The organism is Azonexus sp., from assembly GCF_036170495.1.
In the GTDB taxonomy this organism is placed as follows: Bacteria; Pseudomonadota; Gammaproteobacteria; order Burkholderiales; family Rhodocyclaceae; genus Azonexus.
In genome coordinates, this window is the sequence record NZ_JAVHPH010000303.1 from 1 (window position 1) to 13,373 (window position 13,373).

The window sequence follows — 13,373 nt, forward strand, 5'->3', positions numbered from 1 at the left end:
GCCAACTGGGGACACGGTTTCCACAGCAACGATGCGCGCGGCGCCACCGCCCGCAGCAACCCGCAGGATGGCTCGGTCGCCTCGGCCGTGCCGCTGATCGTCAAGGCCAAGGGCAGCGAACTGGGCCTGCGCACCGTCCCCCTCCCCGGCTGGCATAGCAGCCTCGCGCTCTGGCAGATGGAACTCGCCTCCGAACTGGTATTCATCGGCGATACCGGCGTCACCGAGCCGAAAGGCGCCGCGCGCCGCCACGGTCTGGAATGGTCCAACACCATCACGCCAGTCGATGGCTGGATCGTTGATGCCGACCTCGCCTGGGCGCAGGCCCGTTTCAAGGACGCCAACCCGGACACTGGGGGGCGCCATGTCCCCAACGCCATTCCCTTGACCGCCTCCATCGGCCTCGCCGTCGACCGTGGCGGCGCCTGGTTCGGCGGCCTGCGCCTGCGCTATCTCGGGGCCTATGCCCTGGAGGAAACGGCGACCCAGAAATCGACCCCGTTCTGGCTGGCCAGCCTCAAGCTCGGCTATCGCTTCGCTGCCACCTGGCAAGTCACCGCCGAGGTGCTCAACCTCTTCGACCAGAAGGCCAACGACATCGAATACTGGGGCGGCGCCTGCACGCGCAGCGAAGCCCTGGGCGGCAGCTGCAATGGCGGCATCGACGGCCGGCTGATCCATCCGCTTGAGCCACGCACCTTGCGGGTCGGCCTGCGCGCCAGCTTCTGAGCGAACGATCGACACCGCCTAATTGCCTGCGGCAAACGGGCGGCAAGAGGTTTAAGATGACACGACACAATGATAAGGAGACGAAGATGTCCGACAATCAGGTACACGATCCCCTCAATTTCATGCGCGGCATGTGGGGCAACATGGGCTTCTCGCTGCCCGGCATGGTCGCCCCCACTTTCGACCTTGAAGAACTCGACAAGCGCATCAAGGACATGAAGGCCGTCGAAGGCTGGCTGCGCATGAATCTGTCGATGCTGCAGATGACCATTCAGGGCCTCGAAATGCAGCGCACCACCGTCGGCGCCGTTGAAGCGATGGGCCAGATGGCCAAGGACGCGGCCAAGTCGATGACGCCGGAAGCCGCTCCGGAGGCCCCGGTGACCCCGCCGCCCAATTTCTTCCAGGGCGCGATCCATCCCGAAAACAGTGCCATTTCTGACGCCGCCATGTGGCCGTGGCAGATGATGCAGCAGATGCGCGAGCAGATGCAGCAGAATGCCGAAGCCGCCGCTCAGGCCGCCGCCAGCACTGCCGCCGAGGAAGCCGCCAAGCCGAAGGCCCGGAAACCGGCCGTCAAAAGGTAATCAGCGCCCGGCCAGCCACGCTGCCCAGAGCGGCAGCGTGAGCATCGAACCAAGTGTCGTCGCCGAGATGAGCCAGGCGACGCTCCTCCCGTCACCGCCCATGCGCATGGCCAGAATGTAGGCCGACGAGGCGGTGGGCAGCGCAGCAAACAGTACCGCCATCTGATAGTTGAGTCCGGACAGGCCGAGCAGCGCACCGACGCCGATGGCGACGAGGGGCAGGGCGAGCAGCTTGACAGCGACCAGCCAGAGCGAAAAGCCGCGCACGCCCGGTGTACTGTCCAGGCGCAGGGCGGCGCCGACGGTGATCAGGCCGAGCGCGATGGAGGCATCGGCCAGCCGCCCGAGAAAGGCCTGCAGCGGCGCCGGCGGCACGAAACCGGCGAGATTGAGCAGAAAGCCGGCGGCCGTTCCCCAGATCAACGGATTGCGCGCCACTTCGCGCCACAGGCCAACCTCACCGTGGCGGGCCAGCATCCAGACCGAAACGAGATTGGCGAAAGGCACGGCGGCGCCGACGATCAGGCCCATGGTCGCGATGCCCGGCGCGCCGAAGAGCATGCCGGCGACGGCCAGCGCGATGTAGGAATTGAAGCGGTAGGCGCACTGGAACATCGAGGCGTAGGTCAGCGCCGGCAGGCGACTGAACAGCTTGGGAATCAGTCCCAACACCATGCCGGCCGCCATCGTGACAAGGGCCGTGGCGAGCAGCGGCAAGGCCGAACCGATGTCGAGCTTGGTCTTGATGATGGCGTTGATGAGCAGGGCAGGAAACAGGATGAAATAGACCAGCTTCTCGACGCCGCTCCAGAAATGGTCGCCCAGGTGCATCCAGCGCCGGATGGCGGTACCGAGCAGGATCAGGGCAAAATCAGGGAGGAGCAGCAGCGCGGTGTTCATCGGGGCATTTTAATCGCTGCCTCGGGCATGCATTTACCGACCGCTACGGTCAACCGGAAAAAAGAGCCAAAAATGAAATCCGCCTTGACCCTGTCCGGCAAACCCGAAATACTCGCCGGGCAAAGGAGATAAACATGCATCTCGAATGGTGGCACTGGGTCGTCGGCGGCATTGCGTTGATTCTCGCCGAACTGGCCGTCCCCTCGTTCTTCATTGTCTGGTTTGGCCTTGGCGCGCTGCTCGTCGGGCTGCTCGCGCTGGCTTTCGATCTTTCGCTGACGGCTCAGCTGGCGACGTGGACGCTGGCCTCGCTGGCCATGGTTTTCCTCTGGTTCCGCGTTTTCAAGCAGAGCTTCGTCAAGACCCGCTCGGGTACGGCCGATGGCGAGGCGGTCGGCGAGGTCGGTTTGCTGGTCAGCGCCGTCGCCCCGTTCGCGCGCGGCAAGGTGCGTTTTCAGGGGCCGCTGCTCGGCTCGGAAGAATGGGCCTGCGTCGCCGACACCACCATCGCGGCCGGCGAGCGGGTCAGGGTGGTCTCGGTGGAAGGCAGTTTTCTCAAGGTAGGCAAGGCTTAGAAAGGTCGAAAAATGGATATGAACGCAGGATTCGTCGTCACCCTGGCCATTCTGGTCTTCGTCATCGTCACCATCGCCAAGGGCGTGCGCATCGTGCCACAGGGCGAGGAGTGGATCGTCGAGCGGCTCGGCAAGTACCACGGCACCTTGAAGCCCGGCCTCAACATCGTCATCCCTTACCTCGACAAGGTGGCCTACCAACTGGTCACCAAGGACATCATCCTCGACGTCCAGGAGCAGGAGGTCATCACCCGCGACAACGCGGTGATCCTGACCAACGCCATCGCTTTCATCAAGGTCACCGACCCGGTCAAGGCGGTTTATGGCGTGACCGATTTTTCCGAAGCGATCCGTAATCTGATCATGACCACCTTGCGTTCCATCGTCGGCGAAATGGAGCTGGACGAGGCGCTGTCGTCGCGCGACAAAATCAAGGCCCGGTTGCGCGAGAGCATCGCCGACGAGGCCGTCGACTGGGGCCTGACCGTCAAGTCGGTCGAAATCCAGGACATCAAGCCCTCGCAGTCGATGCAGAAGGCCATGGAAATGCAGGCCGCCGCTGAGCGCGAACGCAAGGCCGTCGTCACCCGTTCGGAAGGGGCAAAGCAATCGGCCATTCTCGAAGCGGAAGCCCGGCTGGAATCAGCCAAGCGCGACGCCAACGCCCAGGTCATGCTGGCCGAAGCCTCGGCCGAGGCGATCCGCCGCATCACCGCCGCCATCGGCGACAAGACCGGCCCGATGTCCTACATGCTGGGCGAAAAGGACAACGCCAAGGTCATCGTGCTCCCGGCCGACCTGCAGGAAGCCGTCAAGGGCTTGTTCGGACGCGGCAAGATCGCCGGCTGATTCCCACGGTCAACCGGAAATATTGGCCAAAATTGAAATGCCGAAGCCCCTGCTCGCCATCTTGCTCGCGGCCCTGATGGCACTGCCGCTGGCGGCACACAGCGGCGAACTGCGCATCGAAGTCGTCGCCACCGGACTCGACCACCCGTGGGGACTGGCCTTCATCGGCGAGGGCAAGTTTCTGGTCAGCGAACGCCCGGGCCGACTGCGCGTGATTGCCGCCGACGGCAAGGTCGGCGCCCCGGTGGACGGCCTGCCGGCGGTCGAAGTGACCGGCCAGGGCGGCTTGCTCGACGTGGTGGCCGACCGCGATTTTGCCCGCAACCGGATGATCTATTTTTGCTACGCCGAGCCGGCCGCGCAGGGTAGCGGCAATTCGACGGCGCTCGCGGCGGCCCGCCTGTCCGACGACGCCCTACGACTGGAAAAGCTCACGACGATCTTCCGGCAAACGCCGAAAGTCAGGAGCCGCCTGCATTTTGGCTGCCGCATCGTGGAGGCCGACGACGGCCGGCTGTTTATGACCCTTGGCGAACGCGGTTCGCGCATGGCCGACGCCCAGAAACTCGACAATCATCTCGGCAAGATCGTCCGCATCGGCAAGGATGGCAGCATTCCCGCCGACAATCCTTTCACCAAACAGCCCGGCGCGCTGCCCGAAATCTGGAGCTACGGCCACCGCAACGGGCAAGGTGCGGCACTCGGCCCGGACGGCCGCCTGTGGATGCACGAGCACGGCCCGCAGGGCGGCGACGAAATCAATCGCCCCGAGCCGGGCAAAAATTACGGCTGGCCGGTCATTACCTATGGCGAGAACTACGGCGGCGGCGCGATTGGCGACGGCCTGACCGGCAAGGCCGGCATGGAGCAGCCCGTGCATTACTGGGTGCCATCGATTGCACCATCCGGCATGGCTTTCGTGCGCAGCGCGCGCTACGGCAAAGCATGGCGCGGCAGCCTGCTCGTCGGCTCGCTCAAATTCGGCTATCTGGCCCGACTCGAAATGGATGGCCGCCGGGTGGTCCGCGAAGAGAAGCTGCTGACCGGCCTGCGCCAGCGCGTGCGCGATGTTCGCGAGGGACCGGATGGAACCATTTATTTGCTGACCGACGAAGGCAAGGGGCAACTACTCAGGCTGGTTTCGGATTAGCCGGCCGTTGCGGCCCCGCTGCTACGCGTCAGGATTTCAAAATTGCGGCTTTTTTCCGGTTGACCGTAGCAACAGCCCGGAAGCCACCAAACGCCAGGGCCTACCGCTCGCAGACGGTCAGCAAATCCGCTTCCAGCTCGATTTCCATGCCTTTTTCAAGCTTGCGTTCGACGAACATGCCGCGATACAAACGGCCGGCGTTCTCGGCCTTTTTGGCATACGGCGTTTCCCAGTCGGCGACGCGGAGGCGGACGACGCCGCTCTGTTCATCGCGCTCGGCAACGCCCTCGGCGACGCATGGCAAAGCCTGGACGTGGCGGTTGAATTCGTCCCGACTGTAGCGTTCCAGCGGCTTGCCCGGCACCACCGGGCATTTGCCGAGATGATGGGTGTGCACTTCGGCGGCGAGCACCTCACCCTTCAGAAAAAATACCGGCTCGGTCGCCACCCAGCCATTGCCGCCCTCCTCGTAGCGCACGCAGTGGCCGGCCTGGAGTAGTTCCGGCTGCTTGAACAGCAGCTTGGCCGACGGCCGCAAGACCGGCTCGGCGGCCTGGGCTGAGAGCGTCAGACAGGCCAGCACAACGTGGAGAACTCGCATGGCAATTTCCCGGATCAATAGATCCGGCTATCTTCAATCACCTTCCCGTCATTGGGCAAGCCCCCGGGTGTGACAAATGCCACATCGCCGCGCAATTTGGTCACTTCGCGCAGGCTATTGACCAGGACTTTGGCTAGCGCCTCGCGGCCGGCTTCGCTACCTTCGCCCAATTCGCACTGCAGCACCATGCGGTCCTGCCCGCCCGGGTTATCGACGACCAGCCGCAGGCGATGAATTTCCGGATGGCGCGCCGCGATCTGCGCCACCTGTTCGGGGTGCACGAACATGCCCTTGATCTTGGTCGTCTGGTCGGCCCGGCCCATCCAGCCCTTGAGCCGGATGTTGCTGCGCCCGCAGGGCGAGCGGCCGGGCAGAATGGCCGACAGGTCGCCGGTGGCGAAGCGGATCAGCGGGTAATCGGGATCGAAGGTGGTGACGACGACTTCGCCGACCTCGCCCTCGGCAACCGGATCGCCGGTGCCCGGACGAACGATTTCGACGAGCACGCCTTCCTCAACGACCATGCCCTCCGCCGCCTCGGTTTCATAGGCAATGGCACCGATGTCGGCCGTCGCGTAGCACTGGCGAACCGAGATGCCGCGCTCGTTGAGCCACTGGCGGGTGATGCCGGGCAAGGCCTCCCCCGACACGCAGGCCTTGCGCAGCGAACCGATGTCGGCACCCATTTCCTCGGCCTTTTCGACAATGATGCGCAGGAAAGAGGGCGTGCCGACATAGCCTTCCGGCTTGAGATCGACGATGGCCTGCACCTGCTGCTCAGTCTGCCCGGTGCCGCCAGGGAATACCGCGCAGCCGAGCTTGCGGGCGCCACCTTCCATAAGGAAAGCGCCCGGCGTGAAATGGTAGGAAAAGCAGTTATGCACGAGGTCACCATCGCGAAAACCGGCGGCGTACAAGACACGCGCCATGCGCCACGAATCGGTGTCCTTGCCCTGCATTTCGTAAATCGGCCCGGGCGAAGCGAAGACCCGCTTGGCCCGGTGCCGGGGCAGGGAATTGAGGCCACCAAAAGGCGGCGTCTTTTTCTGCAGCTCGATCAGATCGCGCTTGCGGGTCAGCGGCAGTTTGGCCAACGCCTCGCGCGACGCGCATTCGAAGGGATTGACCCCGGCCAGCATCTGAAAATAGTAATGCGTCGTTTCCTTGGCATGCGCCACCTGGCGCGCCAGCTTATCCATCAAGTCCGCCTCGCGCTCATCCGGATCGCGGGTCTCGAGCGGGTCGTAATAGCTCATTTCATTTTTCTCCGTTTTTTCCGGTTGACCGTGGTCATTTGGGTTTGATGCCCTCTCAGCCATGAAGAGCACAGCACGACGGTTGCAAAGTAGCGTTTCATGGCAAGGCGGAGGCCGGCGCCGTTGGCGCCTGCCAACAAGCCGACCGACAACGCCGCCATGGAACGCGCACTGCAGCCGACTAAGACAGCCAGCGTTTGCGGCGACGGTAGTGTTTGACGTCTTTGAAGGATTTTCTCCCCGCCGAGGAGAGGCCGAGGTAGAACTCCTTAACGTCTTCATTGGTTCTAAGGTCTTCGGCATTCCCCTCCATGACCACCCGCCCGTTCTCCAGGATGTACCCGAAGTCCGCATACCTCAGCGCGACCATGGTGTTCTGCTCGGCCAGCAGAAAACTCACGTTTTCCCGGTCATTCAAATCCTTAACGATCTCGAAAATTTCTTCGACGATCTGCGGCGCCAGGCCCATCGACGGCTCATCGAGCAGGATCATTTCCGGCTTGGCCATCAGCGCCCGGCCAATGGCGCACATCTGCTGCTCACCGCCCGAGGTGTAGCCGGCCTGCGAGGTACGCCGCGTCTTGAGGCGCGGGAAGTAGTGATAAACCTTTTCCAGGCTGTCCTTCAACTCGCCGCGCGAAATGCTGCGCGTGTAGGCCCCGGTCAGCAGGTTTTCCTCGATGCTCAGGTGGCCGAAGCAATGCCGCCCTTCCATGACCTGGATGACGCCGCGCTTGACCAGTTCGTTGGGCGTCAGCTGATCGATGCGATCACCCTTGTATTCGACCGAACCCTTGGTCACATCGCCGCGCTCGGCATGCAGCAGGTTGGAAATCGCTTTCAGCGTCGTCGATTTGCCAGCACCGTTGGCGCCGAGCAGGGCGACGATCTTGCCTTTCGGCACATTCAGCGAGACGCCCTTGAGCACGAGGATCACGTGATCGTAAATGACCTCGATGTTGTTGATGCTCAGGTAGTTTTCACCCGCCGCAGCGGCTGTGTGTGTAGTCATATGCGTTTCCGATTCATGGGACGGAGAGAAAGAGCGAGGGCTCGCGCCCCCACTCCTTTCTCCTGCCGTCTCATTTTTCCTTGGAACAATCGCGCGGCGTGATGCCCTTTTCCTTGGCGTACTGCTTGGCAGATGCCTGGAACAGCGGGTGGATCAGCCCCTTGTTGCCCTCGATCCAGCCGGACACCGGCACCCACTTGGCGCCGTCCCATTGCTGGATCTTCACCTTGCCGGAGCCTTCGTGGTTGGCGCAGGAGGTCTTGATTTCCGGCAGCAGGTCGGTGGCGCCGAGTGCCTTCAGACGGGCCTCGTTGATGTTGAGGTTTTCCAGCGCCCAGCGGGTCTGTTCGCCGGTCAACGCCTTGCCCTTGCCGTACTTTTCCTGACCTTTGCGGATGGCTTCGACCGACAGTACGGCAGCGGAAACGCCACGGTTGTAGAGGATGGTGCCGATCTTGGCCTTGTCCTGCAGGTTGCCCTTGCCGGCGCCGTAAACCACCTTCTCGATGTCGGCGACGACCGGCACCTGCTTGCCTGCCACGTTCCAGGTCGCGGCCATGTAACCCTTGGCGGCATCGCCGGCCGGCACGACGTCTTCTTCCGAGCCCGTCCACCACGAACCAATCATCTTGTCACGCGGGAAGCCAACCTTCTGGGCAGCCTTCAATGCCGTCTGGTTCATCACCCCCCAGCCCCAGAAAACAACGAAGTCCGGCTTTTCCTGACGAATCTTCAGCCACTGGGCGCCCTGCTCATTGCCCGGGTGGGCCACCGGAATCTGGATTAGAGAGAACTTGTTGAGCCCGGCTTCAGCGTTCAGCGCGACGATGGCCTCCTTACCGTAGGCCGAGTCGTGGTACAGATAAACGATCTTCTTGCCCGCCAGGCTGCCGCCGCTCTTGTCCTTGAGGAACTTGACGATGGCCGAGGCCTGCATCTGGTAAGTGGTAACCAGCGGGAAGGCGTACGGGAAGACCGAACCGTCCACCGCGTCGGTACGGCCGTAGCCCATCATGGCCAGCGGCAGCTTGTCCTGGGCCGACTTGTCGATCAGCGCGTAGGAGATGCCCGTCGACATCGTGTGCAGCGGACCGGCTGACTTGGCGGCCTTGCTCTTGAGGCGCTCGTAGCACTCGACGCCCTTGGCGTTGTTGTATTCCGTTTCGCACTCTTCGTAGGTCATCTGGACGCCATTGACACCCTTTTCCTTGAGATTGACGTAGTTGAGGTAGTCGATGAAACCGCCGTAGAAGGCCTGGCCGTTCGAGCCGTAGGGGCCGACGCGGTAGTCGATCAACGGGAAGAACTGCTCTTCGGCAGCCACGGCCATCTGCGACAGCATGGCCAGGGACACCGCAGCGGCGGCAATCGCGGGTTTGAAATTTTTGATCATTGAATGTCTCCTCCAGTTATTACAAAAAGCGGCGGGGCCCCACCGCTTGAACCACGGTCAGCACTAATGCGGGAACGGCCACAAGCGCAGCTTCTCCTTGGCGATCTGCCACAAACGGGCCAGCCCGTGCGGCTCGACGATCAGGAAGAACATGATCAGCGCCCCGAACACCGTGATCTGGATGTGCGAAACGGTAGCGCTGGAAAACGGCAGGCCGAACAGATCGGCAATGAATGGCAAGCTGATGTCGAGAAAAATCGGCAGCAGCAGAATAAAGGCGGCGCCGAGGAAGGCGCCCATGATCGAACCGACGCCGCCGATGATGATCATGAACAAAATCTTGAAGGACATGTCGAGCGAGAAGCCATCCGGCTCGACCGAGCCGAGGTAGCAAAAGGCATACAGCGCGCCGGCCACGCCGCAGTAGAAGGAACTCACGGCGAAGGCGAGCAGCTTGGTCGGCATCAGCTTGATACCGATCACCGACGCCGCCACATCCATGTCGCGCACTGCCATCCAGGCCCGGCCGGTGGCCGAGCGGACCATGTTCTTGGCGGCCAGCGCCATGACGACGACGATAGAGAGGACGAGCAGGTATTTCTCGACAGGGGTCGTCAGTTCATGACCGAAGATGATCAGGCGCTGCGTCGAAATCACGCCCGACGACGAGTTGTTCGACAGCCACGGAAACTTGGTCAGGCACCAGACGATGAAAAACTGCGCGGCCAGCGTCGCCACGGCCAAATAAAAACCCTTGATGCGCAGCGATGGCAAACCGAACAGAATGCCCACGCCGGCTGCGGTCAACCCGGCGCAAATGAAGGAAACCAGAATCGGGATGCCCTCGATGCGGAGCTGGAAGTTGTAGGCAGCATAGGCGCCGACCGCCATGAAGGCCGCCGACCCGAGTGAGAGCTGGCCGGCATAACCGGTCAGGACATTGAGCCCGAGCGCCGCCAGGGCAAAGATCAGGAAAGGAATCAGGATGGCCGAGAACCAGTATTCGCTGGCAAAAAGCGGCACCCCGAGAAAGGCGACGACAAGCAGCGCGATGACCCCGATCCGGTCCTGGCGAATCGGAAACAACTGCTGGTCGGCGGCGTAGGTCGTCTTGAATTGACCGGCTTCACGGTAAAGCATGTCTTTTTAGTCCTTAGTCGCTAGTCGTTAGTAGGTGAGCTGAGGGCTACACCCGATCGATGTGTTTTTCGCCGAACAAGCCTTCCGGCCTGACGAGCAGGAACAGCAAGGCGAGCACATAAGGGAACCAGCCCTCGATGCCGCCGAAATTGCCGCCGAACAGATCCTGCATAACGGGCGGAATGTAGATTTCAGCCAGTTTTTCCGAGGCGCCGATGATCAAGCCGCCAACAATCGCCCCCGGCACCGAGGTGAAGCCGCCGAGGATCAGCACCGGCAGCGCCTTGAGTGCAGTGAAAGTGAGCGCAAACTGTACGCCGTTGCGAGCGCCCCACATCATGCCGGCGACCAGCGCGACGAAGCCAGCGACGCCCCAGACAATCGCCCAAATGTGCTGCAGCGGAATACCGATCGACAGCGCGGCCTGATGGTCGTCCGCCACAGCGCGCAGTGCCCGACCGATGCGGGTGTATTGGAAGAACAGGGCGAGCGTGGCAACAAGCACGGCAGCGACGCCGGCCGCCACCAGGTCGAACTTCGAAATGACCATGTTCCAGTTGTCGAGAATCCAGGGAATCGGCTCGTCAACGATGCCCAACTCAAGCGCCCGCGGTTCGCTACCAAAGATCATCGGGGCGACGCCTTCAATGAAGAAGGCCAGGCCGATGGTCGCCATGAACAAGGCAATCGGCGGCTGATTGACCAACTTGCGCAGCACGAACTTTTCGGTGGCGATGCCGAACAGGGTCATGATGACGAAGGCGAGGATGATCGCCAGCCAGAGCGGCGCCCCCATCTCCATGCAGCCAACGACCGACAGTGCAGCGAGGTAAACCATGGCGCCCTGGGCAAAGTTGAAAACGCCGGAGGCCTTGTAGATCATCACGAAACCGAGAGCCACCAGCGCATACATGACGCCGGAAAGCAGACCACCGATCAGGACTTCGAAAAAGAAATTCATGTCCCCGTCTCCTTAGTGACCTGCGCCCAGATAGGCCTTGATCACGTCCTCATTATTTTTAACTTCATCCGGTACGCCGTCGCCGATCTTCTTGCCGTAGTCGAGTACGACGACGCGGTCGGAGATGTCCATGACGACGCCCATGTCGTGCTCGATGAGCACGATGGTCGTGCCGAACTGGTCGTTCACGTCGAGGATGAAACGGCACATGTCCTGTTTTTCCTCAACGTTCATGCCGGCCATCGGCTCGTCGAGGAGCAGCATCGACGGCTCGGCAGCCAGCGCCCGGCCCAGTTCGACGCGCTTTTGCAGGCCGTAGGGCAAGCGGCCAACCGGCGTCTTGCGGATGTGCTGGATTTCCAGAAAGTCGATCACCTCCTCGACCTTCTGGCGATGCTCCAGCTCTTCCCGGCGGGCCCGGCCGAACCACAGCGCATGCTCCAGAAAGGAGGCCTTCATCTTGGTAATCCGCCCGGTCATGATGTTGTCGAGCACGCTCATACCCTTGAACAGCGCGATGTTCTGGAAGGTGCGGGCAATGTTCTGCTGGGCCGCCATGTGCGGCTCCATGCGCTTGCGCTCGTTGCCGTGCCAGAAAATTCTGCCTTCCTGCGGGTGATAAACGCCGTTGATGACGTTGAGCATCGAGCTCTTGCCGGCACCGTTCGGACCGATGATGGCGCGGATTTCGTGCTGACGGACATCGAAGGAAATGTCGGTCAGCGCCTTGACGCCGCCGAAACGCAGGGAAATGTTCTGCAGGTCGAGAATGACCTCGCCGATTTTCTTGCTCATGCGAAAAACCTCGACGCAAAGGCGCAGAGGCTCGGAGAAAGGCAAGCAACAAAAACGCGGGCTTTTCTCTGCGTCTGTGCGCCTCTGCGATTCCATTTATGGCAATTCATGGTCATGCAGCCTTTCGCACGATCGGGAAGGTTTTCGCATCGAGAATCTTGAGGTCGGCCGACACCGTGCCGCGCCGGCCATCCTCGAACTTGACCTCGGTTTCGATGAACTGATTGGCCTTGCCCTCGTAGAGCGCGTCGATCAGCACCTTGTATTTTTCGGCGACGAAGTTGCGGCGCACCTTGCGCGTCCGGGTCAGCTCGTCGTCGTCGGGGTCCAGCTCCTTGTGCAGGACCAGGAAGCGGTGGATTTGCGAGTCGGCGACCATCGCGTCATGGATCAGGTCGGCATTGACCTGTTCGACGCATTCGCGGATCAGTTCGAGCACCTCCGGCTTGCCGGCGAGGTCGGCATAGCCCGAATAGGCGATGCCGCGGCGCTCGGCCCAATTGCCAACAGCGCTGACATCGATGTTGATGAAGGCGCAGACCATGTCGCGCTCGTGGCCGAAACAGACGGCTTCCTTGACGTGCGGGAAGAACTTGAGCTTGTTCTCGATGTAGTTCGGGGCGAACATGGCGCCGTTCTTGAGCTTGCCGACATCCTTGGCGCGGTCGATGATTTTGAGGTGGCCGTCCTCGTCGAGGAAGCCGGCGTCGCCGGTCATGAAATAGCCGTCAGCATTGATCGACTCGGCCGTCGCATCCGGGCGCTTGTAGTATTCCTTGAGCAGCATCGGCCCCTTGACCAGCACTTCGCCGTTGTCGGCGATCCTGATGTCAACGCCGGGGGCCGGTTGACCGACGGAATCGAACTTGATCTGGCCGTCCGGCTGCAGGCAGACGTAGGCGCAGGTTTCGGTCTGGCCGTAGAACTGCTTGAGGTTGATGCCCATCGAGCGGTAGAAACGGAAGAGCTCCGGGCCGATTGCCGCGCCGGCCGTGTAGGCAACGCGGATGCGGCTCATGCCAAGCACGTTGCGCAGCGGACCGTAGACCAGCAGGTTGCCCAGCCAGTACTGGAAACGGTCGCCAAAGCCGACGGCCTTGCCGTCGAGGATGTCGGCGCCACAACGCTTGGCGACCGCCATGAAGTGGTGGAACATTTTCTGTTTGAGCTGGCCGGCGTCTTCCATGCGAATCATGACGGACGTCAGCAGGCTCTCGAAAACACGCGGCGGGGCGAAATAGCAGGTCGGGCCGATTTCGCGCAGGTCGCTCATCACCGTGTCACCCGACTCCGGGCAGTTGATGGTGAAGCCGGCGACCAGCGCCTGGGCGTAGGAGAACAAGTGATCGCCAACCCAGGCCATGGGCAGATAGGACAGGATGTCGCCATCGGCGCCCAGCTTGTCGACCTGCACCCCGCCCTGTG

Annotated in this window: 15 protein-coding genes; 5 read left to right on the top strand and 10 right to left on the bottom strand. The window is 62.1% G+C overall.

Annotated elements, in window-relative coordinates; all coding sequences use genetic code 11:
• The coding region (locus ADADOO_RS11110; protein ID WP_511277560.1) for a TonB-dependent receptor domain-containing protein at positions 1–729 on the top strand (729 nt) is incomplete at its 5' end.
• 86 nt (positions 730–815) lie between these two features.
• A complete protein-coding gene (locus tag ADADOO_RS11115) occupies positions 816–1,316 on the top strand; it encodes a PhaM family polyhydroxyalkanoate granule multifunctional regulatory protein (RefSeq protein WP_511277562.1) in 501 nt (166 codons plus the stop codon).
• On the opposite strand, the gene ADADOO_RS11120 is transcribed toward ADADOO_RS11115, so the two are convergent.
• Positions 1,317–2,216 carry an AEC family transporter gene (locus ADADOO_RS11120; RefSeq protein WP_511277564.1) on the bottom strand — a complete coding sequence of 300 codons (900 nt, stop codon included), beginning with the start codon at positions 2,214–2,216 and terminating at the stop codon, positions 1,317–1,319.
• Positions 2,217–2,350: 134 nt separating this feature from the next.
• Here ADADOO_RS11120 and ADADOO_RS11125 point away from each other — a divergent pair, with 134 nt between their 5' ends.
• Genes ADADOO_RS11125 through ADADOO_RS11135 form a run of 3 tightly spaced genes read left to right on the top strand, consistent with a single transcriptional unit; the run spans position 2,351 to position 4,790 of the window.
• Entirely contained in the window at positions 2,351–2,791 is a 441-nt protein-coding gene (locus ADADOO_RS11125; RefSeq protein WP_511277566.1) for an NfeD family protein, read from the top strand.
• Positions 2,792–2,809: 18 nt separating this feature from the next.
• Positions 2,810–3,640, top strand: a complete 831-nt coding sequence (locus ADADOO_RS11130) for an SPFH domain-containing protein (RefSeq protein ID WP_511277567.1) — start codon at positions 2,810–2,812, stop codon at positions 3,638–3,640.
• Positions 3,641–3,677: 37 nt separating this feature from the next.
• Positions 3,678–4,790: a PQQ-dependent sugar dehydrogenase gene (locus ADADOO_RS11135; RefSeq protein WP_511277568.1), complete on the top strand. Its 1,113-nt coding sequence runs from the start codon at positions 3,678–3,680 to the stop codon at positions 4,788–4,790.
• Positions 4,791–4,890: 100 nt separating this feature from the next.
• Here ADADOO_RS11135 and ADADOO_RS11140 read toward each other — a convergent pair whose 3' ends face one another.
• The 9 genes from ADADOO_RS11140 to ADADOO_RS11180 form a co-directional block, all read right to left on the bottom strand.
• Positions 4,891–5,391, bottom strand: coding sequence for a hypothetical protein (locus tag ADADOO_RS11140; RefSeq protein ID WP_511277570.1), 501 nt, complete (start codon positions 5,389–5,391; stop codon positions 4,891–4,893).
• Between the two features lie 14 nt (positions 5,392–5,405).
• Positions 5,406–6,647, bottom strand: coding sequence for a phenylacetate--CoA ligase family protein (locus tag ADADOO_RS11145; RefSeq protein WP_511277572.1), 1,242 nt, complete (start codon positions 6,645–6,647; stop codon positions 5,406–5,408).
• Positions 6,644–6,808: a hypothetical protein gene (locus tag ADADOO_RS11150; protein WP_511277574.1), complete on the bottom strand. Its 165-nt coding sequence runs from the start codon at positions 6,806–6,808 to the stop codon at positions 6,644–6,646. The genes ADADOO_RS11145 and ADADOO_RS11150 overlap by 4 nt, the downstream gene beginning before the upstream one ends.
• Before the next feature lie 20 nt (positions 6,809–6,828).
• On the bottom strand, positions 6,829–7,659 hold the full coding sequence (locus ADADOO_RS11155; protein ID WP_511277576.1) for an ABC transporter ATP-binding protein: 831 nt from the start codon (positions 7,657–7,659) through the stop codon (positions 6,829–6,831).
• A gap of 70 nt (positions 7,660–7,729) precedes the next feature.
• Positions 7,730–9,052, bottom strand: coding sequence for an ABC transporter substrate-binding protein (locus tag ADADOO_RS11160; protein ID WP_511277578.1), 1,323 nt, complete (start codon positions 9,050–9,052; stop codon positions 7,730–7,732).
• A gap of 63 nt (positions 9,053–9,115) precedes the next feature.
• A complete protein-coding gene (locus ADADOO_RS11165) occupies positions 9,116–10,192 on the bottom strand; it encodes a branched-chain amino acid ABC transporter permease (RefSeq protein WP_511277580.1) in 1,077 nt (358 codons plus the stop codon).
• A 46-nt stretch (positions 10,193–10,238) separates the two neighbouring features.
• On the bottom strand, positions 10,239–11,153 hold the full coding sequence (locus tag ADADOO_RS11170; protein WP_511277582.1) for a branched-chain amino acid ABC transporter permease: 915 nt from the start codon (positions 11,151–11,153) through the stop codon (positions 10,239–10,241).
• Positions 11,154–11,165: 12 nt separating this feature from the next.
• Complete coding sequence (locus ADADOO_RS11175) at positions 11,166–11,948, bottom strand: ABC transporter ATP-binding protein (protein WP_511277584.1); 783 nt, start codon at positions 11,946–11,948, stop codon at positions 11,166–11,168.
• 112 nt (positions 11,949–12,060) lie between these two features.
• Positions 12,061–13,373 (bottom strand): AMP-dependent synthetase/ligase (locus tag ADADOO_RS11180; RefSeq protein WP_511277586.1); only part of this gene is annotated, 1,313 nt, incomplete at its 5' end.